Consider the following 23922-nt stretch of genomic DNA (forward strand, 5'->3'; position numbering starts at 1 on the left):
AAACGCTCGGCTGGAGAACCCCAGCCGAGCGCCTGCGTGATCTACTGACAGCCGCGTAAGCCATCAGGTGTTGCGAGGACCCCGAGAATCCGCCCGATGCAAGCGGGGGCGTTGTCGTCCTGGTCTACCGCGTCCGCCCGCGTGGCTTAAGCGGCGTTGCGGGCAGCGTCGGGGCGGCGAGCGGGGCGCCGTCGTACCCGTGTACCTCGCCGAACAGGCTGCCCGTCATCCATTCGGCGCGAGCCTGCTCGATCTCGGCCTGCGTACGCCCGACGAAGTTCCACCACATGATCAGTTCCTCGTCGAACGGCTCGCCGCCGAGCAGCATGAGCCCGGCGTCGGACTCGGCCCGCAACGGCAGTTCGCTGCGGCCGCAGCCTAGGTACAGCATCGAGCCGGGCAGCACGGGCACACCGTCGACGTGCACCTCGCCGGACATCGAGAGCACCCCGTATTCGAAGTCGGGCACGAGCGGCAGCCGGACGTCGGCGCCCCGGGCGAGGGTGACGTCGGCGCCGATGATCGGCGTGTACGTCGAGCCGGGCGACGTCGAGCCGTCGAGGTCGCCGAGTATCACGGTCGCCGTGAGACCGGGCGCCGTGACCGTCGGCAGCTCGGCGTGATGCTCGAACTTCGGGTCGGTGTGCCGGTGCGCGTCGGGCAGTGCGACCCACAGCTGCGCGCCGTGCAGGAAACGGGCATGCGACTTCGGGCTCTCCTCCGAGTGGCTGATCGCCCGGCCGGACGTCATGAGCCCGAGCTCACGGGGGCGGATGGTCTGCAGGCTGCCGGTCGAGTCGCGGTGCAGCACCTCGCCCTCGTGCAGCCAACTGACTGTTTGCAGGCCCATGTGCGGATGCGGGGGCACCTGCATGCCGGGCTCATCGGCGATGTCGTCCGGACCGTACTGGTCAACAAAGGCCCAGGCGGCGATCATGCGTCGGCCGAGGTTCGGCAGCAGTCGGCGCACCTCGGTTGACTCGCCGAGCTGCACTCGTCGAGGACTCAGCAGCTCGCGGACGGGTTCGGCGACGACGAACCCGCGGCCGCCGCACGCGCTCGGTACCGGGGCGCGGTCAAGGTTGCTCATGCGGCACAACCTAGCTGGGCCCGGCGGGCTGTGCAGACAGGCCGGCGCCCCGACCCTGTCTTGCGGAGATGAGGGGTCGGGGCGCGGTCGTCACCTCTCCCTGATCGGTCCGGTATCCCCATCACCATGCCGGGGCCCTGCCACCGAGCGTGGAGGTAACCTCAACCACGTCAAGAGCGGCTCATGCCACGGCTTCGGAGCGCCTGCACGACTTGTGACGTTGATTCGGCGAGGTCCAAACCAACGGTATCGACGAACACGACGTCCGCCGCCGTCTCGGCATAGCGCAGGACATTCGCCTCGTACATGGCGAAATACTTACTGTTCACGTCCTTCCCGAGCTTTTCCTTCCGTGATTGCTCACCCCTGCTCGAGATGCGTTTCCAGCATGTGTCGAAGTCGGCGGCGCAGACGACCGTGAGCGCATTGCTGTGATATTCCATGAGACCTTGCAGTAGCCTTTCACATGGCTCTCTCGACACTCCGAGGTAGTCGAACCACGAGATCAGGCTGATCACACCACGGTCACAGACAGTGATTTCGTTATTGAGGCGCGATCGAGTGATGATGCTCTCTCTTTCGATTTCCAGCGCAATCCTCAACAGCACCTCCACGTTCCCCTGATGTCGAAGGTCCTCACGCTCCAGCACCCTGGAGATGTCGACCAGTTCAGGTTCGGTCTTGCGGCCAACGGCACGAATGTCCTTATCGGCCAGCATTTCGCGGACGCCATTGATCAGGGAAGATTTCCCCGCGCCGTCGTAGCCTTCAAAGACGACAAAACCTCCGAGTGAACGTTCTCCCTCAGGCATTTCCACCCCTTCCTTCACACGCCGGAGGGCCCGACTTATTTCGGGCGATTCGTTCCCTGATACCCGCCAGAACAACCACAGGATCCAGCGTCTTTCGGATGAACGCACCCTCTGCAACGTCGTAGGTACCATCCGCATACGTATCGGTTTCCCAGTTCAGTGAGGTGATGTGGGCGATTATGTTGATCGTGCTGTAATGCGCTACGATCACCAAAATCGGGTCACCCTCACCAAGCACCCTAAGGATTCCTCTTTTAACTCGCGATGCTTGCGCCTCCATGCTTTCCTCATCGAAATGCGGCCGCAAGAATCGGTCCCGGTAGGATAGGGTCATGTATTCTGGGTTATGCTCACGAATGAAGGACTCAGTCTTCTCCTCGAAGAATCCCGAATGGTACGCACGGAATTCTCCGACGATGTGAACAGCCTTACTAGGAAATACGAAGGCCGCGGTCTCCAGACATCGCGAGAGCGGTGAAGAGGACACCTTCGGGTCCTCAAGGGATTTCAACGCAGCTCGTGTCTCTGCGAGTTGCTCTTCAAATCCCTCGACCAGGGGGGCATCGTACAGCCTGCCCCAAATGCCCACCCTCGAACGCATGCTGGTTGCGTGCCGCACGAGAACTAGCTCCATCGACCTCGAATTTTCTTTGCTTGCAGCCGCGCTGCCGCGTGCGGAGGAAATGAGTTGCTTGCTAACGGTGGCTGACGGTGATGTCGGCATGCATTCGTACACCCAGGCGAGGAGAGATCAGAACTTTTGCCGATTCGGAGGGCGATACATATTTTGCGGCTACCTGGAGACAGAACAGCGAAAACAACCCGGCCGGAATGAGGGGCGACGAAGTGCCGGCCGCCGCCGCTCCTGCCGTTGCGCCCACCGCGAGAAACCCCTGCACAACGCCAGGTAATTTCTCCGCTATGCCGCTGACGTCCGAGACCTTCGAGATGAAATGCGGACGAAAACCTAGCACTCCGACCTCTTTGCCGACATGCTTCATGATCTCATCCGAATATCTGCGGAGAGAATTGACGAGTTCGTCACGCAGTATTTGGTCGGTGGGCGCACTCCTCCAGTGAGAGAGGGCTTCGAAGTAGCGCTCACAGGCAGGCGAGCGCCGAATAGTAAGCAAAACGTCGCCGCTCACCAACCGTAGATGAGCGGGCCGAGGAAGGCGAATGGAAACATCGATCAGTTCGTCCGGGTGGTCGACGACCCCATCCGCATCCGCCTCTCCTGACAACAGGTTGTTGCGCCACAGATCCATGGCGGCGACGAACGGCTCCCATCGTGGGCTGTTGCCGGCCGTGAGAATGGTACTCGCCAGACTTCGATTGTAGAGTTCGCACGCGCAGGTGTAATAGAGCCGCAAGTCGCGTTCGGCGGTGACGCCGACCTGGGACTTCACCCGCGACAGAAGCTCGCTGATGTTTTCGATCCGCCCTAAGTCGCCGCCCAGAAGTCGCTCACCGGAGACCTGGATCAGCTGGCTGAGCAGAATTCCCTCCGAGCCGAGCAGGGTACTCGACCGCTCCAACGCGACCGCGAGTTCTAGGTCTATCCACTCGCGACTGCGGTTCCAGAACCCGACGAAGTCGTCCGGGTCCAGTCCCGTCCCCAGCATGGGCGCCTGTTCTGCGCCAAGATAGCTCGTCAACGCAGCCCCGAACAACGCCGAATTGTCCACTGAGGACCAATGGCTCGCCCTGAAGGGTGTCCTGTCAATTCTTTCCGCGATGCGTTGCGCCTCGGTGCTGAAGCCGCGTCGATCGGAGCCCTCCATGAAAGCAAGCAGCTCGGACAGGCTGCTTCCTTCCCGGCGGAAGTACGGCGTGACGAATCCGTTCCGAAGCCCGATTTCTATCCACGAGTCCCGAGCAGAGTATTCGGCAAGGTGATCACCAAGCCAGCGGCCCTGCAAGAAATAATGGTCCGGGATCGCGAGCGACGGCTGCAGCAAGAGATTGTAGTAGAGGCTGCGATCAAAGGAGCTACGCGATATCGCAAATTGATAAAATCCATGGCCAGCAGCGAATAGCGCCGAGTCAGGACGAGACATAACCGGCAGTCTAGCCCAGCCCGCCCATGACTGGGGGTGGTCGTCCCCAATTCATCAAGGATCTTGATTGCCCGAGCGTCGGTCACACGCAGAGCTGACCCAAATCGCCGGACCCGGCGTATGCCAGTTGAGTCTGCCCCAGGAAGAAATGATCTTCGGATGGCTGCCGTCGTGTGAAACTCGTGTTTGGACGTGTTTTAAGGGGACGCTGGGATCAGGGAGTTTACAAAGTCGCAGGTTGCCTGGTGATAGCTGTCCTGTCTCGTCGTGAAGGGCCCGGGGCCGACGGCACCGCCTGTCAGCCGGAGTGGTCAGAACGACTGTGCCGAACGTTGTCACCGGGGAGCGCGGTCGGTACGCCACGCGCCTGTAGCTGATCACCGGAGCGGCGAACGTGCCGGGCTTCGCTCACACCGTCGGGCGGGCCGCGTCCTCCAGGACCGCGCGCGCTGTCGTGGCCATGGCCTCGTCGACCATCTCCCCCTCGAAGGCCACCGCTCCCTCGCCCCGCTCCTGCGCCTGCTCCACAGCGGCGATCAGCCGTGCGGCGCGGGCGAGTTCGGCGGGGGAGGGGGAGAACACCTCGTTGAGGACGGGGACGTGGGACGGGTGGATCGCCATCATTCCCGTGTAGCCGAGCGCGCGGTTCTGCTCGGCGAAGGCGCGCAGGCCGTCGAGGTCGCCCACCCGGGTCCACAGGCCGCCCACCGGGTGGACCGCTCCCGCGGCGCGTACGTCGAGCAGGACCCGGGAGCGCAGGGCGTGCGTCTCGTTCCCCTCCGGGCTCCAGCGGTACCCCACGGCACGCTCGACGTCGCCCCCGGCTCCGGTGATCGCGCCCGGGTAGGCGACGCGACGGGCCGCGGCCGCGCAGTCGTAGGCCTCGCGGAGGGCGGGTGCCGTCTCCAGCAGCGGGACGAGCGCGAACTGCCCCTGGGGCAGGCTGTGTTCACGCTCGCACCAGGAGAGCAACCGGTCGGCGTGGCGTACGTCGAGGGGGCCACTCACCTTGGGCAGCACGATGCCGCTGAGCCCCGGACGGGCGACCGCTCGCAGTTCCTCGGCGGCTGACCAGTCATCGAGCGGGTTGACGCGGACGAAGAGGGCCGGGAAGCCGTCGTCCGCCCGCGCGACGGCCTCGGCCACCTGGTCACGCGCCGACGTCCGGCCGCTGTGCGCCACCGCGTCCTCCAGGTCCAGGACGACCGCGTCGGCGCCCGCCGCGGCGGCCTTGGGCAGCCAGTCGGTCCGGGTGCCGGGCACGAACAGCAGGGAGCGCAGTCGCGGACGGGCCACAGGGCAGGCGTCGGAGTCAGACGACATCGTGCTTCTCCAGCTCCGCGAGTTCTTCCACGCCGAGGCCGAGCCACTCGCGGTAGACGAGGTCGTTGTCCTGACCCAGGGCAGGCCCGGTCCGCCACACCTTTCCGGGCCGCTGCCTGAAGTGGGGCAGCACCGCCTGCATCCGGACGGGTCCGAGGTCCGCGTCGTCGACGGTGACGATGTCCTCGCGCTCGGCGTAGACGGGGTCGTCGGCGATGTCCGCCACGCTGAACACCCGTGACGCCACCACCTCCGCTGCGGTGAACGCCTCCAGGCACTCGGCGGCGGGGCGCTCGGCCACCCACGCCCGCAGCCCGTCGTCCAGTTCGGCGCGCCCCGCGTACTGCTGTCGCGCCGTCATGAACCGCTCCTCGTCGAGCTGGAGCAGCCGCGCGATGTTGCGGACGGAGCGCAGGGTCGCCGAGGTCACGGTGATCCACTCGTCGTCACGGGACCGGTAGGTGTTGATCACGGCGGCGGGCGCGACCGCCAGCTGGTTGCCGGAGCGCTCGGGGACCGACCCCAGCTGGTCGTGGACGATGACCTGCCACTCGACGAGCCTGAACAGCGGTTCGAAGAGGGCGAGGTCGATCCATTCACCGTCGAAGTCGGGATCGTGGTCACGGCGGTGCAGCGCGGCGAGGACGGCGTACGCGCCCATCAGCCCGGTCACGGAGTCCCCGTGCGAGAAACCGGTGTGCACCGGAGGGCCGCCGGGAAACCCGGTCAGGTGCACCACACCGCTGCGCGCCTCGCCCACCTTGCCGAAACCGGGCGCGTCGGCCTGCGAGGAGGTCGCCCCGAAGCCGGATATCTGGAGCAGCACGGCCTTGGGGTTGATGCGGTGCACGGACTCCCAGTCCAGACCCCAGGTACGCAGCCGTCCACTGCGCAGGGTGACGATCACGACGTCCGCCCAGGCGACGAGCCGGTGCGCGAGGTCGCGGCCGGCCTGGTGATGGAGATCCAGGGTGACCGACCGTTTGTTGCGGCCCGCGACCTTGAACCACAGGGAGTGTCCGTCCTTGCGCGGCCCCATCGCGCGGGCCGCGTCGCCGGAGCCGGGCGGTTCCACGTGCACCACGTCGGCGCCCTGGTCGGCGAGCAGGGAACCGGCCAGCGGGCCGGCCACCACATGTGCGAACTCGACCACCTTCAGGCCGCGGAGCTGCCCACGGCCCCCTAGGTCAGGCTGCCCGTTCGAAACCACTGTGCTCCCTCGTCCGATCCGTCGGCCCAGCAGGGCCTGCCGTCCGCTTCAGCGTGCCGAGATCGGAGGATGCCTGTCCAGCAAGAGAGACCCATCAATCCATGCCGTTTCCGCATGAGTCGACGTCACAAGGCCCAGGAGACCCCGGGCGGCAGGTCGTTGTGCCGGGCCCGGGAGTCCTGCAAGGTCTCCAGGAACCGGCTGGCCGCCACCGGCAGGGCCCTTCGCGCGCGCAGGGCGACATCCAGGCGCCGGTCGACCACGGGTCCGACGAGCGGACGATGCACGATGGATCCGGTGCCCAGCAGCGGCAGGACGAGGGCGGGCAGCGCGGACACGCCGAGGCCGGCCGCGACCAGCCCGCCCACCGTCGCCACGTTCCCGGCCTCGGTGGCAGGCGCGGCCCGCACGCCGATCTGCGCGAAGGCGGCGTCGGTGAGCCGCCGCACGCTCGACTCCGGCCCCACGGCGAGAAAGGGCTCGCGGGACAACTCCTCCCAGGACACCTCCGGCCCCTCGGCCAGCGGATGGTCCTGCGGCAGGACCGCGACGAACCGGTCCCGTACCAGAGGCCGGTGCTCCAACTGCCCCGACGGCTCACCGGTGGTGATGGCGAAGTCGGCGTCCCCCGACAGGACCCGGCCGAGCACCGACTGTTCGAGACCGTCCATGATCTGCATCGTCACCCGGGGCCACTGTCTGCGGAAACCGGCGATCGCCGAAGGCAGCAGAACGGCGGCCACGGACGGGAGCGTGGCCACCGCCACCGTCCCCGCCTCGCCGAGCAGGAACCGTTCGAGTTCCTTCATGCCGGAGCGATGGGCGTTCACGATCTGCTCGGCTATCCGCAGCGCCTCCACCCCCGCGACCGTCAACTGGACGTTCCTGGTGTCCCGTTCGAGCAGCAGGGTCCCCAACTGCCGCTCCAGATCGGCTACGGCACGGCTCAATGAGGACTGGGAGACATGCAGACGGGCGGCGGCCGCGGTGAAACTCTTCGCCCGTGCGACGGCCGCGTACGCCGCCAGTTGACGCAGATTGTTCTCCATGGCGAGTGAGCATAGGCACGCGCGAGGGGCATTGATGCGCAGACGACATGGATAGATCTCGGTTTGATGCTGGACTCCGACATCCCGCCGCTTCGACACTCGTCCGCGACGCATGGAGCCTTAGACGAGGAAGTGAGCGACATCGATGCTGGCAGCTCTGGGGTTTTCCACGATCGGCCTGTTCCTGCTGCTCACCATGACGAAGCGGGTCTCCGTGCTGGTGGCGCTGGTGCTGCTGCCGGTCCTGGCCGCACTCGTCGGGGGTTTCGCCGGTGAGCTGGGCGAGATGGTCCTGGCCGGACTGACCACGGTGGCGCCCACCGGCATCATGATCGCTTTCGCGGTCCTCTACTTCACGTTGATGGTCGACGCCGGCCTCTTCGACCCGCTGATCCGTCTCATCCTCCGCGCCGCCCGCAACGACCCGGCCCGGATCACCGTCGGCACCGCCGTGCTCACCATGTGCGTGTCCCTCGACGGTGACGGCGCCTCGACCTTCCTCATCACGGTCTCGGCTCTGCTGCCCGTCTACAAGCGGCTCGGCATGAGCCCTCTGGTCCTGTCCGGCACCGTGTGCCTGGGCGCGGGTGTGATGAACATGCTCCCCTGGGGCGGTCCTACGGTCCGGGCCATGGCGGCGTTGAAGCTGGAGAGTTCGGAGGTCTTCACGCCGGTACTGCCCGCGATGGGGGCCGGTGTCCTCTGGGTGCTGCTGGCCTCGTACTGGATCGGCCGACGCGAGCGGAGCCGGCTGGCCGGCGCGGCGGTGACCGAGGAGGCGGCCGAGGAGACGGTCCAGGAGCGAGTCGAGCAGCCGGTGCCGGCGCAGCTGGCCGGCGACGGGCCCGGCACCCCGCTGGTGCGGGCGGCGGAGCGGCCGCCGGTGTGGCTGACCGGCTTCAACGCCCTGCTGACCGTGGTCCTGTTGGTCGGTCTGGTCCTGGAGGTCATGCCGCTGCCGGTCCTGTTCGCGCTCGCCTTCGCGCTGGCCCTGCTGGTCAACCACCCGACCTGGGAAGCGCAACAGGCCCTGCTGGAGAAGCATGCCAAGAGCGTGGTCCTCGTCACCACGATGATCTTCGCTGCGGGGGTGCTGACCGGTGTACTGACCGGGACCAAGATGATCTCGGAGATGGCCGAGGCGCTGGTCTCCGTCGTCCCCGACTCGCTCGGCGGCCATCTGCCCGCCCTGGTCGCCGTCACCGGGATGCCGCTGAGCCTGGCCTTCACCCCGGACGCCTACTACTTCGGCGTGCTGCCCGTCCTCTCGCACACCGCGTCCGGATTCGGCACCGACCAGGCCGAGGTCGCCCGGGCCGCCATCCTCGGCCAGATGACCACCGGCTTCCCGCTCAGCCCGCTCACCGCCTCCACCTTCATCCTGGTCGGCATGAGCGGCGTACAACTCGGCGAGCACCAGCGCTTCATCTTCCGCTGGGCCTTCGGCACCACGCTGGTGATGACCGCGGTGGCGATGCTCACCGGCGCCATCTCGCTGTGAGGGCGGACCAGCGGGGAGAGGTCCTCCTCGAACCGGCGGACCGACCTGGTCACCGTACTTCCCGCAATCCCGTCGCCTGTCCCCGCTCGTCCCACTGGACCTCCAGGACGCGCTCGACGGCGTCGCGGTTGAGGGGCCCGAACACGTGCGGGAACAAGGTGTCGGCCGGGACGCCGGGCGGCGGGACGGGCGCCGCCGCCTCCCATTCCAGACGGGAGTCCAGCCGGTCCGCGGCGAGGACCAGCGTCAGCAGCGGCCGGGGCGCCGTCCGGTAGAAGGCGTTGACGACGGCCAGCGTGGTCTCGGCGTCGGGGGAGCAGTGGACGAATCCGTCCACCGCGAGGGACGCGGGCGCGTACGGACGATCGGGGTCGGCGTTCCAGTCGTCGAACGGAACCACGTGGTGGATGGTGGCACGGCCGGACATGAGCGGGTCCCCTTCAGGGCGCGGGCGAGAGATTCAAACTAGCTCTCGACCACACCGAAAAGGAAAAGGGTTCGACCGGACGGCCCGTCACCAACCATGATCCGCACTCGTGACGACGTCGAAGCAGTCCCTGGTCCGGGCCGCCGCCCGCAACAACGCCGAGTGGTGTGCGGCGATGAGCCGAGCGCACGGGGTGGCGAGCGGGTTCGAGGCGCAGACCTGGGCCGCGGTCGCCCGCACACCCCCGTACTATCCCGACGCGGTGACGCTGGTGCCTGGCGCCGACCCGGACGCGCTGGCCGCCCGCGTCGACACCACCACTCCCGGCGCCTCCGTGAAGGACAGCTTCGCCGACCTCGACCTGACCGGGGCCGGCTACCGGGTCCTGTTCGACGCGTGGTGGATCCACCGCCCCGCCGGCCCGCCCTCCCGCACGTCGGATCTCGGCTGGGACGTGGCGGGGGACCCGGACACGCTGCGCGCGTGGGCACTCGCCCGGGACGACGGCACGGTGCACCTCTTTCGGCCGGAACTCCTTGACGACCCCGACACATTCGTCCTCGCCGGACACTCGGCCGACGGCAGGGTCGTCACCGGAGCGGTGGCGAGCCGTGGTGAGCATGTGGTCGGCGTCTCCAACGTCTTCGCCCGCGACGGCGACCCCGACCTGGCCTGGCCCGTCGTCCTCGGCGCGGTGCACCGGCTCTTTCCCACCCTGCCGGTGGTCGGCTACGAGCATGGGGACGACCTGACGGCAGCGGTACGGCACGGCTTCGAGCCGGTCGGTCCCCTGCGGATATGGCTGCACGGGTGACGGGGTCGACCACAGCGGCACGCCCGTCGTCGCGGTGACCGGGCCGACCACAGCGGGGCGCCGACGCCCTCGTGGCGCCCGCCCGTCGTCGCGGTGACCGCGGCCCGCCAGGAAAACCCGCAGCACGCCACGCCACACCACAGCGGGCGGCGCGGACGGACACCTGCCCGGCATCCGTCCGCGCCGCCCGCTCCCGCGTCAGCTCGTCGCGCGCACCGCGTCGAGGATCAGGTCGGCGACCTCCTTCGGCCGGGACACCGCCACGGCGTGCGAGGCGCCCTCCAACTCGACGATCGTCGCCCCGGCCCGCTCGGCGCCGAAGCGCTCCACCTCCGGGTTGATCGCCTGGTCGGCGGCGGCCACCAGCGCCCAGGACGGCTTGGTCTGCCACGCGGCGACAGCGGCCTTCTCCTCGAAAGCCGCGACGGCGAGCGGGCGTTGGGCCGCGGCCAGCACCTTGGTGACGGGGGCCGGAACATCCGCGGCGAAGATCGCCGGGAACTCCTCGGCCTTGATGGTCACCTCGACCGCGGGCTCGGCGCCCTCGACCGGGTACGTCCACTCCTTCAGGTTCGTGACGAGCGGCGAGAGCGGGAAGCGGCCCTGCAGCTCACCGAGGCTCTCGCCCTCTTCGAGCACGTAGGCAGCGACGTAGACCAGACCGACGACGTTCTCGGTGGTGCCCGCCACGGTGATGAGCGCACCGCCGTAGGAGTGACCGACCAGAACGACCGGTCCGTCGATCTGGGCGGCCACGGAGGCGACGTACGCGGCGTCCGAGACGAGACCGCGCAGCGGGTTGGGCGGCGCCACCACGGGGACGCCGTTGTTCTGCAGTTCCGCGATGACCCCGGACCAGCTGCCGGCGTCCGCGAAGGCGCCGTGCACGAGCAGGACGGTGGGGGTGGTGGGCATGAAGAGCTCTCCTTGTGGCTTTCCGGATGTCTCAGTTGTCGTGCAGCGCGGTGCGCAGGGTGCCGACGGCCAGCGTGATCGCGGCCTCGGCGGCGTGGGTCTCGCGCAGGGCGTCGAGCATCACGAAGTCGTGGATGATGCCCTGGAAACGCACAGCGGTCACCGGGACCTGGGCCTCACGCAGCTTGTTGGCGTAGGCCTCGCCCTCGTCGCGCAGCACGTCGGCCTCACCGGTGATGACCAGAGCGGGCGGCAGACCGGTCAGCTGCTCGGTGGTGGCGCGCAGCGGCGACGCGGTGATCTGCGCGCGTTCGGCCTCGTCGGTCGTGTACTGGTCCCAGAACCACTGCATGCCGTCGCGGCGCAGGAAGTAGCCGGTGGCGAACTGGTGGTAGGAACCGGTGTCGAAGTTCGCGTCGGTGACGGGGTAGAAGAGGACCTGCTGGACCAGGGGTACGTCTCCGCGCTGCTTGGCCATGATCGTGAGCGCGGCGGTCATGTTGCCGCCGACGGAGTCACCGGCGACCGCCAGCCGGGAGGCGTCCAGGTCCTTGGTCGCGCCCTGCTCCACGATCCAGCGCGCGACCGTGTAGTTCTGCTCGATGGCGACCGGGTAGCGGGCCTCGGGCGAGAGGTCGTACTCCGGGAAGACGACGGCGGCGTTCGCGCCCACGGCGAGTTCCCGGACCAGGCGGTCATGGGTGTGCGCGTTGCCGAACACCCAGCCCGCGCCGTGGATGTAGAGGATCACCGGCAGGACGCCGGTGGTGCCGGCCGGCCGGACGAGCCGGGCCCGCACGGTGCCCGTGGGGCCGCCGGGGACGGTGATCCACTCCTCGTCGACGGCCGGCTTCTCGATGTCGCCGGACTGCACCTCGTCGACGGCCTTGCGGCCCTCGGCGGGAGGCAGGTCGAAGAGATAGGGCGGGTTGGCGGTCGCCGCGGCGAACGCGGCCGCCGCCGGCTCCAGGACCGGCTGAACCGGCTCAGCGACGTCGGACATGTGTGTCTCCTGCTTTTCGTGCGATGCGCCGGTCTCTCCGGCGGGGCGGCTTCCAGCGGACACGGAGTCCGCGGGGCCACCGATCTCCACGCTATGTCCACAAACGCGGGGGCGCACGACTGTCAGCGCACAGGTACTGGCCTCACAGCGCAGGGAACGGCAGGCACGCGCGGTCAGCGTCCCGGCGCGGGCCCGCTGCTGGCGCGGATCACCAGGTCGACCGGGACCAGGGACTCGGGGCGGGGCGGTGCGTCGGAGCCGTCGATGCGGTTCAGGAGAAGGCGCAGGCAGCGGGTGCCGATCTCGGAGAAGTCCGTGCGGACCGTGGTCAGGGGCGGCAGGAGGTGTGCGGCTTCCGGGATGTCGTCGTAGCCGACGACGCTGACCTCGCCGGGGACGGAACGTCCCACCTCGTTCAGGGCGTGCAGGAGACCCAGGGCCATCTGGTCGTTGGACACGAACACCGCCGTGACGTCGGGGCGCGCGGCCAGACGCCGGCCCAGTTCGTACCCGGAGTCGGCGCTCCAGTCACCCACCAGCGGCTCGGGGACCCGTGCCCCGGCGTCCTCCAGGGTCGACCGCCAGCCGGCCAGCCGGTGGTCGGCGGAGGTCCAGCCGGTGGGGCCCGCGATGTGCCAGACCGTGGCGTGCCCCAGCCCCAGCAGATGCTCGGTGGCCATCCGGGCCCCGGCCCGAGAGTCACCCGTGACCAGCGCGGTCTCGGTGTCGAGACCGTTCTCCAGCACCACCAGGGGAATGTCCAGGTGGGTGTCGGCCAGCGCCCGCCCCACCCACAGTTGCGGCGCGATGGCGATCACCCCGTCCGCCCCCTCGGCCGAGAGCCGGTCCACCGCCTCCACGACCGTGTCGTGGTCGGCGGTGTCGAGCGCGATGGAACTGACCAGGTAACCGGCGTCCTGCGCCGCCGTGTTGATCGCGGTGAGGATCGACGCGGGCCCGTAACGGGCCGCGTCGAAGGAGATCACACCGAGCATCCGGGTCCGGCCGCTCGCCAGCGACCTGGCACTGCGGCTGGGGCGGTAGCCGAGCGTGCGGATGGCCGCCAGTACCGCCTCACGCGTCTCGGCGCGGACGGACGGATGGTCGTTGAGCACGCGGGAGACGGTCTGCTTGGAGACACCGGCCAGCCGGGCCACGTCGTCCATCACGGGGCGCGACCCCGCGAAGTTCCGTCTGCTGCGCCACTTCGGAACGGCTCCGTCGGCGGCGCTTGGAGTCATGGTGGCGGTTTCCTCGACGTCGGTACGGCGGTCTGGTCTCGCCCGGCAGGCCCACAGCATAGGCCGGGCGTACGACGGGACGGTCCCGAGGACCCGGGGGGCCGGGCCCTCGGAACGGCACGGGTGCGCGAGCTCAGCCGGGCCGAAGTGCCCAGGTGCGGGCGGTGACCCACTCGGCGCGTGTCACCGCCGCCGTCCGTCCCGAGTCGCCCGCCTCCCGCGGCACGTACACCGCCGCGTCGGGGTGCGACGGCAGCACCAGCAGCCGCAGGCCCTCTGCCCGGAGGGTCTCACCGGGCAGCCGGTCCAGGCCGATGTCCCAGACCCGCCCGGAGAGGAACTGGTCCGCGACGAGCGTGTCCCCGACGTACGCCCGTCCCACGTCCCCGGTCCAGTGCAGCCGCAGTAAGGTTCCCGGCGGCAGGCCGTCCGGGACGTCGATCCGGTACTCGGCGGCCGTGCTGTCGAAGTACTTCTCCGCGGGCGCGCTCGCCCGGCCCCGCACACCCGTCGTCGGCTCCGGCGCCGGACCGGCCGGCCGCAGCGGCACGACCGGAGCGTCAGTACCCCCGGCCCACCGCACGACAGCGCCGCCGGTCCCGGCCCCGTTCAACGCCGTGGCGTCGTGGGCCGTCGTCTCGGCCCGCGCCGAGTACCGCGTGAACACGCCGTCCGCCGACTCAGTCACCACGGCCCCGTCCATCACGGGCGCCCGCGGCGGAGCGGGCAGCACCGCGAACGAGACAGCGGAGGTCGAACCGTGCAGCCGTACCTCGTCCCGGTCGAAGACGACGCCCGCCTCGCTCAGCACCAGTCGCTCGGCACCCCACGCCACGCCCCGGTAGGCGGTGCGGGCGGTCGCCGCGTCCAGGACCAGCAGGCCGGCCCGCTCGCCTGCCGCGGTCTCCACCTCGACCAGGGCGTCGGTACCCGGCCGCAGCCCGGTCACCAGCAGCCGGCCGGCGGCCGGGGTGGTGTCCCCGGACGGTGTGCTGACCGACGTCACCGTGGCCGCGTCCAGGGCGAGTTCGGGAGCGATGCCGTCTACGGCGGCCAGCACCAGGACCGTACGGCCGTCCAGGTCGAGCAGGCACACGGGCTGCGCGCTGGCCCAATCCAGCCGCAGCCCCGCGACGTCGAGCCGCAACGGCCAGCAGAAGTAGGCGCCCGACGGGACGGCGACGGGGCTGCTCGGCAGGGTCAACGTCCCGGCGTCACCGGGGAACTCGACCCTGAACGAGGTGTCCGGGTGGTCCGGCAGCGGCTCGTGGGGCTGGTGGTTGTTGACGAACAGGAAGCCCGAACCGCCGTCGCCGCGCACCGCCCAGCGCAGGGTCTCCCGGTCGCTCTGCCCCGTCGGCCGCACCTCGGGCAGCACGGACTCCATCGGCGCGATGCGATGCCCGAAGTCGGCCAACATCAGGTGCTGCAGCCGCAGTTCGTGATACGTCCGCCGGTACTGGCCGTACTCGCCGAGCGGTGCCTGGAAGTCGTACGTCAGGACGGGCAGGTCGTTGGGAGAGCCGGTGGCGTGGGACTCCTGCAGCGGGGTGAGCTCACCGGTGGGATTGGTGCCGCCGTGGAACATGTAGAAGCCCTGCCAGACCGAGCCGCAGCCGATCTTGGTGAGGCCGAGCGCGCCGATGTCGTCGGCGTCGACGCGCGGCCTGCGGTGGTACGACACGGCCATGCCGCCGCCCAACTCGCAGGTGGCCCACGGGAACCGGTCCGCGAACACGTCCGGCTCGCCGCCGCGCACCGTGGTGGGTCTCAGATCGGCGCCGATGCCCTCGTCGTCGCGCTGGTGGGTGAAGAAGAAGTGCGTGCGGCAGGTGTCGGGCCAGCCGCCGTCCGCCTCGGTCCAGAACGTCTCGGTGTAGCCGCCGTACAGCGGAAGCAGTTCGTCGGGCGGCAGTTGGACCCCGCCCCAGGCGGTCGATGTCCACAACGGGGCACTGAGACCGGCTTCCTGGGCCATCCGCTTGAGGGTGAGCAGGTGGCCGGGCCGGTCGTAGAGCTCGTTCTCGATCTGGATCGCCACGATCGGGCCCCCGTGCGCCCGATCCAGGCCCCGCAACTGCTCGGCGATCGCCGCGAACCAGCCGCGCACCGGCTCCAGATAGGCGGGGTCGTCGGTGCGCGGGACGCAGTCGCGGGCCAGCAGCCAGTCGGGCAGGCCGCCGTTGCGGACCTCAGCGTGGGACCAGGGGCCGATGCGCGGGACGAAGTCCAGGCCGTGCTGTGCGCACAGCTCGGCGAAACGCCTGAGGTCGCGGTCGCCGTCGAAGCGGACCCGGCCCTCGATCTCCTCGTGGTGGATCCAGATGATGTAACTCGCGACGGCGGTGATCCCGCCCGCCTTCATCTTCAGCAGTTCCTCCTCCCACTCGTCGGCCGGACAGCGGGAGTAGTGGAACTCGCCCGAGACCGGGAACCAGGGGCGCCCGCCGCGCGTGAGCCAACGGCTGGTGACCCCGATCGGATCGGGCACGCCGGGAACGTCGACGAAGGGCAGGTGACCCGTCAGCGGTGGGCCGGCGGGAGCGGGAACCCGCAGATGGTGCGGGCGGGTCGTCACTCGCCCACCGGTCCCAGGTCGGCGGTGTCGGTGAGCTGGGCGCGGGTGCCGGTCGTGGCGTGCAGCTCCAGCAGGACGAGCTCGTTGACGCCCGGACGGAGCACCGGGCCGGGGACGTACAGGGTCTGCTGCGGGCCCCGGTTCCAGTAACGGCCGAGGTGGAAGCCGTTGACCCACGCCTGGCCCTTGGTCCAGCCGGGCAGCGCGAGGAACGTGTCGGCCGGGGACGCCACCTCGAACGTGCCCCGGTGGAAGGCGGGCACGGCGTCCGTGACCGCGTCGGACGGCGCGAACGGCAGCGCGTCCAGGTCGCCCAGCGGCACGGGCCGGCACTCCCAGTCGTGCAGCGCGACACCCTGGAAGGACACCGGACCGAGCAGTCCCTTGGGCGCGCCGATGCGCGGCCCGTAATTGACCCCGCCCTGGTTCTCCACCAGAACCTCCAGCACGGCACCGGCGTGCGGCACCCGCACGGGCAGTGTCTCGTCGCGGCGTTCGCGCTCCAGTACGCCGACGGAGGCGCCCTCCACGAAGACCTGCGCGCGGTCGCCGACCCCGCCCTCGAAGTGCAGCAGCCCGTCTCCCGCGGCGGGAACGGTGGTGCGGTACAGCACATGGCCGCCGTGCACGCCGAGTTCGTTCATCGTGACCGGGTCCTGCGCGCGCACGACCCCCTCCAGCTTCCGGGCGTACGGCAGCAGCGGCACCCGCTGGTCCAGGTCGACGGTGACCGGCGGGAGCTTGGGGCCGGGCGCCGGGGCCGGTTCGTCGGGGACCGTCGCGTACCGGGCGATGACCTCGCGGAAGGCGTGGTACTTGGGGCCGGGGTCGCCGCTCTCGGTGAGCGGGGCGTCGTAGTCGTACGACGTGACGGTGGGCGCGTAGGTGTGGTGGTGGTTGGCGCCGTTGGTGAAGCCGAAGTTGGTGCCGCCGTGGAACATGTAGATGTTGACCGACGCGCCCGCGACCAGCAGCCGGTCCAGGTTCGCCGCGGCCTCCTCGGCCGACCGCACATGGTGCGGGCCGCCCCAGTGGTCGAACCAGCCGATCCAGAACTCCGCGCACATCAACGGGCCCTCGGGCTGGTGCGCGCGCAGCGCGGCCAGGTGCTCGTCGACACGGCCGCCGAAGGTGCCGGTGCTGAGCGTCCCGGGCAGACTGCCGGCGGTCAGGTGCTCGGAGTTGGCCTGGTCGCAGGTGAACAGCAGCTCGTCGACCCCACGGGAACGCAGTGCCTGCTCGACGTGCTTGAGGTACGCGGTGTCGTCGCCGTACGCCCCGTACTCGTTCTCCACCTGTACGGCGATCACCGGCCCGCCGTTCGCGGCGAGATACGGCCGCAGCGGGGGCAGGAGCTGGTCCAGGTAGCGGTCCAGGGCGCCGGTGAACCGCGGATCGCTGGTGCGCAGCCGGATGCCGGGGTCCGCGATCAGCCACCCGGGCAGCCCACCGTCGTCCCATTCGGCGCAGATGTACGGGCCGGGGCGCAGCAGCACGTGCAGGCCTTCCGCCTGGGCCAGCCGCAGGAAGCGCGGCAGGTCGAGCAGACCGTCGAGGACGAGCGTGCCGGGTTGTGGTTCGTGGAGGTTCCACGGCAGGTACGTCTCGACGGCGTTGAGCCCCATCAGCCGTGCCTTGCGCAGCCGGTCGGCCCACTGGTCGGGGTGGACGCGGAAGTAGTGCAGAGCGCCGGAGATGATCCGGAACGGCTCGCCGTGCAGGAGGAAACCGTCGGACGACGTCGTCAGAGCGGGCATGCGGGGGTTCCCTTCGGGTCGGGTGCGACAGGGCCGGTTCAGCGGGGGCCGGGGGTGTGGGCGGTGCTGGGGGTGCCGGGAGTGTTGGGAGTGTCGGAGGTGCCGGCAGGGCGGGAGGTGCTGGGGGCGGGGGCGTCCGCCGCGCGGGAGGTGTCGGCGGTGTGGGAGGAGTCCCCCGTGCGGGAGGTGTCCGCGGTGCGGGTGGCGTGGATCAGCCAGAGCGTGGCGGCCAGGCACAGCGCCGAGATCGCGCACAGCAGAAGCGGGACCGCGCGGATGCCGGACGCCTCGATGGCCTCACCGAGCGCCGGGCCCGCGGCGACGCCGCCGACCATGGACGCGGCGATGACGAGGGCACCGGCCCGGCGGGCACGCGGGGCCGCCCGGTGCAGCCAGGGCAGCCCGGTGGGGAAGATCGGGGCGATGAACAGTCCGACCCCGGCGTAGGCGTACGGCGCGAGGGCCGGGACCGACGCCAGCAGCAGACAGGCCGTCATGCCCGTGCAGGAGACGGTGATGATGGTCTGCGCCGAGAAGCGCAGCGCGACCGGCGCGACCAGGAACCGGCCGACGGTCATCATCAGCCAGTACACGGAGGTGGCGGTCGCGGCGAACCCGGCGCCGTACCCGACGGTCTCCAGGTGGGTGGGCTCCCAGCCGCCGACGCCCGCCTCGACGCCCACATGCAGGACGTAGAGCGCGACGAACACCGCCAGGACGGAACCCAGGCTGCGGCCGAGGACCCGCGTCCCGCCGGACTCCGGGACACCGGACGGCTGCGGTGCCCGGTCGCGAACGCCCCTCAGGCACAGCAGCAGCGGCAGGTTGGCGACGGCGAAGCCGAGGAAGACCGCGGGATAGTGCGCGGAGCCGACCGCGCCGACGAGCGCGGGACCGAGGATCGCGCCGAGGCCGAAGTGCGCGTTGAGGATGTTCAGCATCGCGGTCGAACGGTGACCGAAGCCGACCGCGAACAACTGGTTGAGGCCGTAGTCGATGCCGCCGAAGCCGAGTCCGGCGAACAGGGCGGCGGCCAGCGCGGCCGGCCAGTTCGGCGCGAGCGCGAAGCCCGCCGCGCCGATCGCCATCAGGAGGTACGAGGCGCCGAGGATCTGCCGGTTGCCGAGGCGGCCATAGAGCCGGTCGAAGAGCAGTACACCGGCCACCCCGCCGACGAAGTGGGCGCTCAGCCCCAGGCCGGCGGCCGAGGGAGTCAGTCCGAACTCCTCGCGGAACGCCGGGATGGCCGGCCCGTACAGGGCCTGAAGGGCACCGATGAGGACGAAGCCCACGCAGGACGCCACCACGGCGGCAGGACTGAAGACCGGGGTGTCCGGCCGGTCCGCGGCCGAGGACGTCTGCCTGTTGTGCCTGTTGCTGTCGACGACGCGTTCTTCCCCCGGCACGGCACACCTCTCGTTTCTCCGACGCAGTGATGTTACCGGTAACATTGCGGCCGTCAAGATCCCGGACCGCCATGAACGGTGCGCGCAGCGTGACCGCAGGGAAAAGTCCCCAAGAAGTTCCCAAGGGATTGGACTTTTAGTCCAGCGATTGGACGTGTAGTCTGAATCCGTGATTGAGGGGCGGGATGTGAGGAGAGGTGGGGTGCGATGTCGGTCGAAGAGGGACGGGAAGCCGAGCGGGACGCGATCCTCGCCGCGCTGAAGCCGGTCGTGGACGGGCTCGTGGCGACCTTCGGGCCGATGTGCGAGGTGGTCCTCCATGACTACCGGCGCCCGGAGGAGTCGGTGGTCGCCCTCGCCGGCTCGGTGACCGGGCGGGCGGTGGGCGGGGCGATGAGCGAGATCGGCATGCGGATGGTCGCGCGCGGCGACGAGGCCGCCGACGAGCTGAACTACCGCACCCGCACCGGAGGCGGGCAGATCGTCAAGTCCTCCACGATGGTGTTGCGGGACTCGACGGGCGCGGTGTTCGGTGCGGTCTGTGTCAATCTCGACGTCTCCGCGGTGACCGAGGCCCACAGTCTCCTCGGCTCCCTGGCCGGGACCGGTCGGGAGCCGGCCGAACTGCCGGTGACCACGTTCGGGAATGACATCGACTCCGTCGTCGACGTGATACTCGACGCCCACCAACTCCACCAGAACCGCTGCTGGGCGGCACTGGACCGTGCGGAGCGCGTGGAACTGTTCCGCGGTCTCGACGACCGTGGAGTGTTCGCCGTGCGGCGAGCGGTCGAACAGGTCGCCGCCCGGCTCGGCATCTCCCGCGCCTCCGCGTACAGCTACCTCTCCCAGGCCCGGGCCACCACCGACGCGACATCCGACTCCCATGGAGGACACGCGTGACGACCACCACTCAGCCGGTCACCCTCGACGACATCCGTGACGCGGCCACCAGACTCAAGGGCGTCGCCCACCACACCCCCGTCCTGCGCTCGCACACCCTCGACGAACTGGTCGGCGCCGAAGTCTTCCTCAAGTGCGAGAACTTCCAGCGGGTGGGCGCCTTCAAGTTCCGCGGCGCCTACAACGCGGCCTCCCGGCTCACCCCTCAGCAGCTGGCCAGGGGCATCGCCGCCTACTCCTCCGGCAACCACGCCCAGGCCGTCGCCCTGGCCGCCCGCGAGCTCGGCACCACCGCGGTCATCGTCATGCCGGAGGACACCCCGGCTTCCAAGCGTGCGGCCACCGCCGGCTACGGCGCGGAGATCGTGACGTACGACCGCTACACCGGCGACCGCGTGGCCATCGGCGAGGCCCTGGCCGCCGAGCGGAACCTTGCCCTCATCCCGCCCTACGAACACCCGCACGTGATAGCGGGCCAGGGCACCGCGGCACTGGAACTCCTCGAAGGAGTAGGGGAGTTGGGTGCGCTGATGACTCCGGTCGGCGGCGGCGGACTGATCGCCGGCAGCGCCACCGCGGCCAAGGGCCTGGACGGCGGTGTCCGAGTGATCGGCGTGGAGCCGGAGGCGGGGGACGACACTCGGCAATCGTTGGAGGCGGGCCGACGGGTCACGATCCCGGTGCCGCGCACCATCGCCGACGGTCAGGCCGCGGAGACCCCGGGGGAGCTGACCTTCTCCGTCAACCGGCGGCTCGTCGATGACATCGCCCTGGTGTCCGACGACGAGATCCGGGAGGCGATGCGGTTCGCGTTCGAGCGTCTGAAGATCGTCATCGAGCCCAGCGGCGCCACCCCGCTGGCCGCCCTGCTCGCCGGGCGGGCAGGGCGGCTGCCCCGCCGGATCGGAGTGATCGTCTCCGGCGGGAACATCGACGCGGAACGATTCGCGCGGCTGTGCCCGGCCGAAAACTGACCACAAAACTCCGTCACCCGGATAGCGGTACCGGGCGGACGGGCGGACGATGGGGGTGATGGGGCTCGGCCCCCGCCGGTTCCGCTCGTGGTGGGCGGGGAGACGGAGACCGGCCCCGGCCGTAAGGACAACGGCCGGAAGGGAGAGCCGTCATGCTGGAGATCAAGACACTCGAAAAGGCTGACGAGCGGCGCGATTTCCCCCGGGGGCACCTCGAAGCCGTCCACCTCACCGGCCTCGACTTCGCGGTGGCGACGTTCGAGCCGGGCTGGAGGTGGACGGAATCCGTGGCTCCGATAGCGGGCACGGACAGCTGCCAGGTGCACCACAACGGCTACATCGTCCAGGGACGCATGCGCATCCGCATGGACGACGGCGCCGAGAGCGAGGTGGGCCCCGGCGACGTCTTCGTCTGCCCGCCCGGACACGACGCCTGGGTCGTGGGCGACGAGCAGGCCGTGGTGTACGACTTCGCGGGCGGCATGGCCACTGACTACGCGAAGTCCCCATGAGCTCCGCCGCGGGCGGGGACACGGGATGAGCGTCCTCGTCCGCGGTACATGGTCACCGGCGATCAGACCGGCAGCAGACGTCCGACCAGGGCGCCGAGCTGCCGGGCGGTTCGGCACTCGTGCATCTCGACCAGTTCGGCGTAGGCGGGGGCCGCCGAGTCGCCGGTGCCCCACTGCGCGCCCGCCTCCGGGTTCAACCAGTGGACACGACGGGCTTGTTCCGCGATCCGCCGCAGGGCGTTCAGGTTCGGGTCGCTCAAGTTGGTGCGGGCGTCACCGAGGATCAGCACGGTCGTCCTCGGGCCGACCGCGTCGCCGTACCGCTCGGCGAACTCGCCCAGCGCCACGCCGTAGTCGCTGCTGCCGTGCCAGCCGGTGAGCACGGCCTCCGAGCGGATCCGGGCGCCCAGCCCCTCCGGGTCGGCCGCGCCGTGCACGAGCAGCCCGGTCACCTCGTCGATCCGGTTGACGAAGGCGAACACCCGCACCTTGCTGAACTGGTCGTGCAGCGCCTGCACCAGCAGCATCGTGAAGTCGGAGAACCCGGCCACCGAGCCCGACACATCGCACAGCAGCACCAGTTCGGGGCGCGCAGGACGGCGGCGCCGCAGCACCGGGCGCATCGGGACCCCGCCCGTGGACAGCGACCCACGCAAGGTGCGCCGCAGGTCGATCGTGCCCCTCGTGGTCCGCCGCCGGCGTGCCGTCAGCCGGGTGGCCAGCTTGCGGGCCAGCGGCTGCACCGTCCTGCGCAGCTCGGCGAGTTGGGCCTTCCCCGCGAACAGGAAGTCGACCCGGTCGGCGGTCGGGGCCACCGCCCGCCGGGCGATCTCGTCGCGGCCGCGCCGTTCGGCGACCCGGCGCCGCGCCTCGGCCGCCACCATCCGGCGGAAGACCTCGATGCGCTGCCGGATCTCGTCCTCCAGCAACCGGTCGGTGAACCCCGCAGCGCCGCCCTGCGCGCGGACGCTGTCCCGGACGCGCGCGAGCAGTGTCTGCGGACGCAGCCGGTCCAGCACCTGGTGGGACGACCAGCCGTCCGACGCGGGCGAGGAACCGTAGCCGCCGAACCCGTCGACCGCCTCGGCCGCCAACCGGTCAAGGAGCGCCCGGTCGTTCGCGGCCAGCGCGGCCGCGAGCCGCTCGCGCAGATCGTCCCGGTCGGCGGGCTCCGTGCCGGGCGCGCCGACACCCCGCGGGAAGTACAGGTCGAAGACCGGGTCGAACACCGGCCGTTGGGCCGTGCCGTGCAGCAGGGTCGCCGCCAGTCCCTCGCGCAGCCGTTCCCGGTCGGCGAGGCCCAGCGCCTCCACCGCCCGTGCCGCGTCCACGCTCTCGCCGGTGCCCACCCGGATGCCGTGCGCGCGCAGCGCCGAGACGAGTGACGTCAGCCGCTCCGCGACACCGGCCGGCGCGCTCACAAGGCCTCCAGATCCAGTTTCGCACCGGCCTTGAGAATGTCGTCCTGGTGCTTCAGCAGCACGCCCAGGCTGTCCCGTACGACGGTCTCGTCGAGGATGTCGGCACCGAGCGCGAGGAGGGTACGGGCCCAGTCGATGGTCTCGGCCACCGACGGCACCTTCCGCAGGTCCATCTCACGCAGCGCGCCGACGACCCGCACCACAGACTCGGCCAGCGCGTCGTCGAGGCCGGGAACCTTCAGCCGTACGATCCGGCGCTCCAGTTCCGCCTCGGGGAAGCCGATGTGCAGGAACAGGCAGCGGCGGCGCAGCGCCTCCGACAGTTCACGGCTGGCGTTCGAGGTGAGAACGACGAACGGGCGGCGGGTCGCGGTGACCGTGCCCAGCTCGGGCACCGTCACCTGGAAGTCGCTGAGCACCTCCAGCAGCAGGCCCTCCACCTCGACGTCGGCCTTGTCGGTCTCGTCGATCAGCAGCACCTTCGGCTCGTCGCCCCGGATCGCGGTCAGCAGCGGGCGGGGGAGCAGGAACTCCTCGCTGAAGATGTCCGTGCGGGTCTCGTCCCAGCTCTCGTCGCGGCCCGCGCTGATGCGCAGCAACTGCTTGGCGTGGTTCCACTCGTACAGGGCGCGGGACTCGTCGACGCCCTCGTAGCACTGCAGACGCACCAGTCGCGCCCCCGCGACCTCGGCCACCGCCTTGGCGAGCTCGGTCTTGCCGACACCGGCGGGCCCTTCGACGAGCAGCGGCTTGCCCAGGCGGTCGGCGAGGAAGACGGTGGTGGCGACGGCGGCGGAGGCCAGATAGCCGGTCCGGGCCAGGCGTGCGGAGACGTCGTCGACGGAAGTGAACAGCAACGGGGCCTCCAGCGGGGCGCGGACCAGGTCGGCTCACTATCTAAGCGCTTGTTCACCCCGGTGTCACGG

The 23922-nt window shown here is 70.0% G+C and carries 21 protein-coding genes; 5 read left to right on the forward strand and 16 right to left on the reverse strand.

The window, feature by feature from the left end; translation table 11 throughout:
* Positions 1-124: 124 nt before the first annotated feature.
* From ABZ027_RS30895 to ABZ027_RS30925, 7 genes are all read right to left on the reverse strand, one after another.
* Positions 125-1090, reverse strand: a complete 966-nt coding sequence (locus tag ABZ027_RS30895; protein WP_356773995.1) for a pirin family protein — start codon at positions 1088-1090, stop codon at positions 125-127.
* A gap of 170 nt (positions 1091-1260) precedes the next feature.
* Entirely contained in the window at positions 1261-1902 is a 642-nt protein-coding gene (locus ABZ027_RS30900; protein ID WP_356773997.1) for an AAA family ATPase, read from the reverse strand.
* Positions 1895-2536 carry a histidine phosphatase family protein gene (locus ABZ027_RS30905; protein ID WP_356773999.1) on the reverse strand — a complete coding sequence of 214 codons (642 nt, stop codon included), beginning with the start codon at positions 2534-2536 and terminating at the stop codon, positions 1895-1897. The genes ABZ027_RS30900 and ABZ027_RS30905 overlap by 8 nt, the downstream gene beginning before the upstream one ends.
* Positions 2537-2597: 61 nt before the next feature.
* Positions 2598-3962, reverse strand: coding sequence for a hypothetical protein (locus ABZ027_RS30910; protein ID WP_356774001.1), 1365 nt, complete (start codon positions 3960-3962; stop codon positions 2598-2600).
* A gap of 408 nt (positions 3963-4370) precedes the next feature.
* Complete coding sequence (locus ABZ027_RS30915; RefSeq protein ID WP_356774003.1) at positions 4371-5285, reverse strand: CoA ester lyase; 915 nt, start codon at positions 5283-5285, stop codon at positions 4371-4373.
* Entirely contained in the window at positions 5275-6495 is a 1221-nt protein-coding gene (locus ABZ027_RS30920; RefSeq protein WP_356774005.1) for a CoA transferase, read from the reverse strand. The genes ABZ027_RS30915 and ABZ027_RS30920 overlap by 11 nt, the downstream gene beginning before the upstream one ends.
* Positions 6496-6620: 125 nt before the next feature.
* Positions 6621-7544 (reverse strand): LysR family transcriptional regulator, encoded by a 924-nt coding sequence (locus ABZ027_RS30925; protein ID WP_356774007.1) that lies wholly within the window; start codon positions 7542-7544, stop codon positions 6621-6623.
* 145 nt (positions 7545-7689) lie between these two features.
* Here ABZ027_RS30925 and ABZ027_RS30930 point away from each other — a divergent pair, with 145 nt between their 5' ends.
* Positions 7690-9045 (forward strand): citrate:proton symporter, encoded by a 1356-nt coding sequence (locus ABZ027_RS30930; protein ID WP_356774009.1) that lies wholly within the window; start codon positions 7690-7692, stop codon positions 9043-9045.
* Between the two features lie 49 nt (positions 9046-9094).
* On the opposite strand, the gene ABZ027_RS30935 is transcribed toward ABZ027_RS30930, so the two are convergent.
* Positions 9095-9472 (reverse strand): DUF952 domain-containing protein, encoded by a 378-nt coding sequence (locus ABZ027_RS30935; RefSeq protein ID WP_356774011.1) that lies wholly within the window; start codon positions 9470-9472, stop codon positions 9095-9097.
* Positions 9473-9581: 109 nt separating this feature from the next.
* Between ABZ027_RS30935 and ABZ027_RS30940 the strand changes: the two genes are divergently transcribed.
* Positions 9582-10286 carry a hypothetical protein gene (locus tag ABZ027_RS30940; RefSeq protein WP_356774013.1) on the forward strand — a complete coding sequence of 235 codons (705 nt, stop codon included), beginning with the start codon at positions 9582-9584 and terminating at the stop codon, positions 10284-10286.
* Positions 10287-10484: 198 nt separating this feature from the next.
* Here ABZ027_RS30940 and ABZ027_RS30945 read toward each other — a convergent pair whose 3' ends face one another.
* The 6 genes from ABZ027_RS30945 to ABZ027_RS30970 all read right to left on the reverse strand — a co-directional run bounded on the left by ABZ027_RS30945 (position 10485) and on the right by ABZ027_RS30970 (position 19087).
* Complete coding sequence (locus ABZ027_RS30945; protein WP_356774015.1) at positions 10485-11201, reverse strand: alpha/beta hydrolase; 717 nt, start codon at positions 11199-11201, stop codon at positions 10485-10487.
* A gap of 31 nt (positions 11202-11232) precedes the next feature.
* On the reverse strand, positions 11233-12204 hold the full coding sequence (locus ABZ027_RS30950; RefSeq protein ID WP_356774017.1) for an alpha/beta hydrolase: 972 nt from the start codon (positions 12202-12204) through the stop codon (positions 11233-11235).
* Positions 12205-12377: 173 nt separating this feature from the next.
* Positions 12378-13445, reverse strand: a complete 1068-nt coding sequence (locus ABZ027_RS30955; protein ID WP_356774019.1) for a LacI family DNA-binding transcriptional regulator — start codon at positions 13443-13445, stop codon at positions 12378-12380.
* Between the two features lie 133 nt (positions 13446-13578).
* Complete coding sequence (locus tag ABZ027_RS30960) at positions 13579-16023, reverse strand: beta-galactosidase (protein ID WP_356774020.1); 2445 nt, start codon at positions 16021-16023, stop codon at positions 13579-13581.
* Positions 16020-17780 (reverse strand): beta-galactosidase family protein, encoded by a 1761-nt coding sequence (locus ABZ027_RS30965; protein WP_356774022.1) that lies wholly within the window; start codon positions 17778-17780, stop codon positions 16020-16022. The genes ABZ027_RS30960 and ABZ027_RS30965 overlap by 4 nt, the downstream gene beginning before the upstream one ends.
* A gap of 38 nt (positions 17781-17818) precedes the next feature.
* Positions 17819-19087, reverse strand: a complete 1269-nt coding sequence (locus ABZ027_RS30970) for an MFS transporter (protein WP_356774137.1) — start codon at positions 19085-19087, stop codon at positions 17819-17821.
* Between the two features lie 306 nt (positions 19088-19393).
* Here ABZ027_RS30970 and ABZ027_RS30975 point away from each other — a divergent pair, with 306 nt between their 5' ends.
* The 3 genes from ABZ027_RS30975 to ABZ027_RS30985 all read left to right on the forward strand — a co-directional run bounded on the left by ABZ027_RS30975 (position 19394) and on the right by ABZ027_RS30985 (position 21575).
* Positions 19394-20089: a PAS domain-containing protein gene (locus ABZ027_RS30975; RefSeq protein WP_356774024.1), complete on the forward strand. Its 696-nt coding sequence runs from the start codon at positions 19394-19396 to the stop codon at positions 20087-20089.
* On the forward strand, positions 20086-21063 hold the full coding sequence (locus tag ABZ027_RS30980) for a pyridoxal-phosphate dependent enzyme (RefSeq protein ID WP_356774026.1): 978 nt from the start codon (positions 20086-20088) through the stop codon (positions 21061-21063). The genes ABZ027_RS30975 and ABZ027_RS30980 overlap by 4 nt, the downstream gene beginning before the upstream one ends.
* Positions 21064-21215: 152 nt before the next feature.
* On the forward strand, positions 21216-21575 hold the full coding sequence (locus ABZ027_RS30985; protein ID WP_356774028.1) for a cupin domain-containing protein: 360 nt from the start codon (positions 21216-21218) through the stop codon (positions 21573-21575).
* 62 nt (positions 21576-21637) lie between these two features.
* Here ABZ027_RS30985 and ABZ027_RS30990 read toward each other — a convergent pair whose 3' ends face one another.
* Both ABZ027_RS30990 and ABZ027_RS30995 read right to left on the reverse strand, forming a co-directional pair.
* Complete coding sequence (locus ABZ027_RS30990; protein WP_356774030.1) at positions 21638-22996, reverse strand: VWA domain-containing protein; 1359 nt, start codon at positions 22994-22996, stop codon at positions 21638-21640.
* Entirely contained in the window at positions 22993-23850 is an 858-nt protein-coding gene (locus ABZ027_RS30995; protein WP_356774139.1) for a MoxR family ATPase, read from the reverse strand. The genes ABZ027_RS30990 and ABZ027_RS30995 overlap by 4 nt, the downstream gene beginning before the upstream one ends.
* Positions 23851-23922: the final 72 nt, after the last annotated feature.

Source organism: Streptomyces sp. NPDC006332 (assembly GCF_040612855.1).
Taxonomy (GTDB): Bacteria; Actinomycetota; Actinomycetes; order Streptomycetales; family Streptomycetaceae; genus Streptomyces.

What these genes read in the sequence shown, in the direction of transcription:
- ABZ027_RS30905 (WP_356773999.1), bottom strand. Translation starts at nt 2,536, where the DNA reads ATGGAGCTAGTTCTCGTGCGGCACGCAACCAGCATGCGTTCGAGGGTG.
- ABZ027_RS30925 (WP_356774007.1), bottom strand. Translation starts at nt 7,544, where the DNA reads ATGGAGAACAATCTGCGTCAACTGGCGGCGTACGCGGCCGTCGCACGG.
- ABZ027_RS30915 (WP_356774003.1), bottom strand. Translation starts at nt 5,285, where the DNA reads ATGTCGTCTGACTCCGACGCCTGCCCTGTGGCCCGTCCGCGACTGCGC.
- ABZ027_RS30900 (WP_356773997.1), bottom strand. Translation starts at nt 1,902, where the DNA reads ATGCCTGAGGGAGAACGTTCACTCGGAGGTTTTGTCGTCTTTGAAGGC.
- ABZ027_RS30965 (WP_356774022.1), bottom strand. Translation starts at nt 17,780, where the DNA reads ATGCCCGCTCTGACGACGTCGTCCGACGGTTTCCTCCTGCACGGCGAG.
- ABZ027_RS30910 (WP_356774001.1), bottom strand. Translation starts at nt 3,962, where the DNA reads ATGTCTCGTCCTGACTCGGCGCTATTCGCTGCTGGCCATGGATTTTAT.
- ABZ027_RS30945 (WP_356774015.1), bottom strand. Translation starts at nt 11,201, where the DNA reads ATGCCCACCACCCCCACCGTCCTGCTCGTGCACGGCGCCTTCGCGGAC.
- ABZ027_RS30930 (WP_356774009.1), top strand. Translation starts at nt 7,690, where the DNA reads ATGCTGGCAGCTCTGGGGTTTTCCACGATCGGCCTGTTCCTGCTGCTC.
- ABZ027_RS30985 (WP_356774028.1), top strand. Translation starts at nt 21,216, where the DNA reads ATGCTGGAGATCAAGACACTCGAAAAGGCTGACGAGCGGCGCGATTTC.
- ABZ027_RS30935 (WP_356774011.1), bottom strand. Translation starts at nt 9,472, where the DNA reads ATGTCCGGCCGTGCCACCATCCACCACGTGGTTCCGTTCGACGACTGG.
- ABZ027_RS30975 (WP_356774024.1), top strand. Translation starts at nt 19,394, where the DNA reads ATGTCGGTCGAAGAGGGACGGGAAGCCGAGCGGGACGCGATCCTCGCC.
- ABZ027_RS30955 (WP_356774019.1), bottom strand. Translation starts at nt 13,445, where the DNA reads ATGACTCCAAGCGCCGCCGACGGAGCCGTTCCGAAGTGGCGCAGCAGA.
- ABZ027_RS30950 (WP_356774017.1), bottom strand. Translation starts at nt 12,204, where the DNA reads ATGTCCGACGTCGCTGAGCCGGTTCAGCCGGTCCTGGAGCCGGCGGCG.
- ABZ027_RS30895 (WP_356773995.1), bottom strand. Translation starts at nt 1,090, where the DNA reads ATGAGCAACCTTGACCGCGCCCCGGTACCGAGCGCGTGCGGCGGCCGC.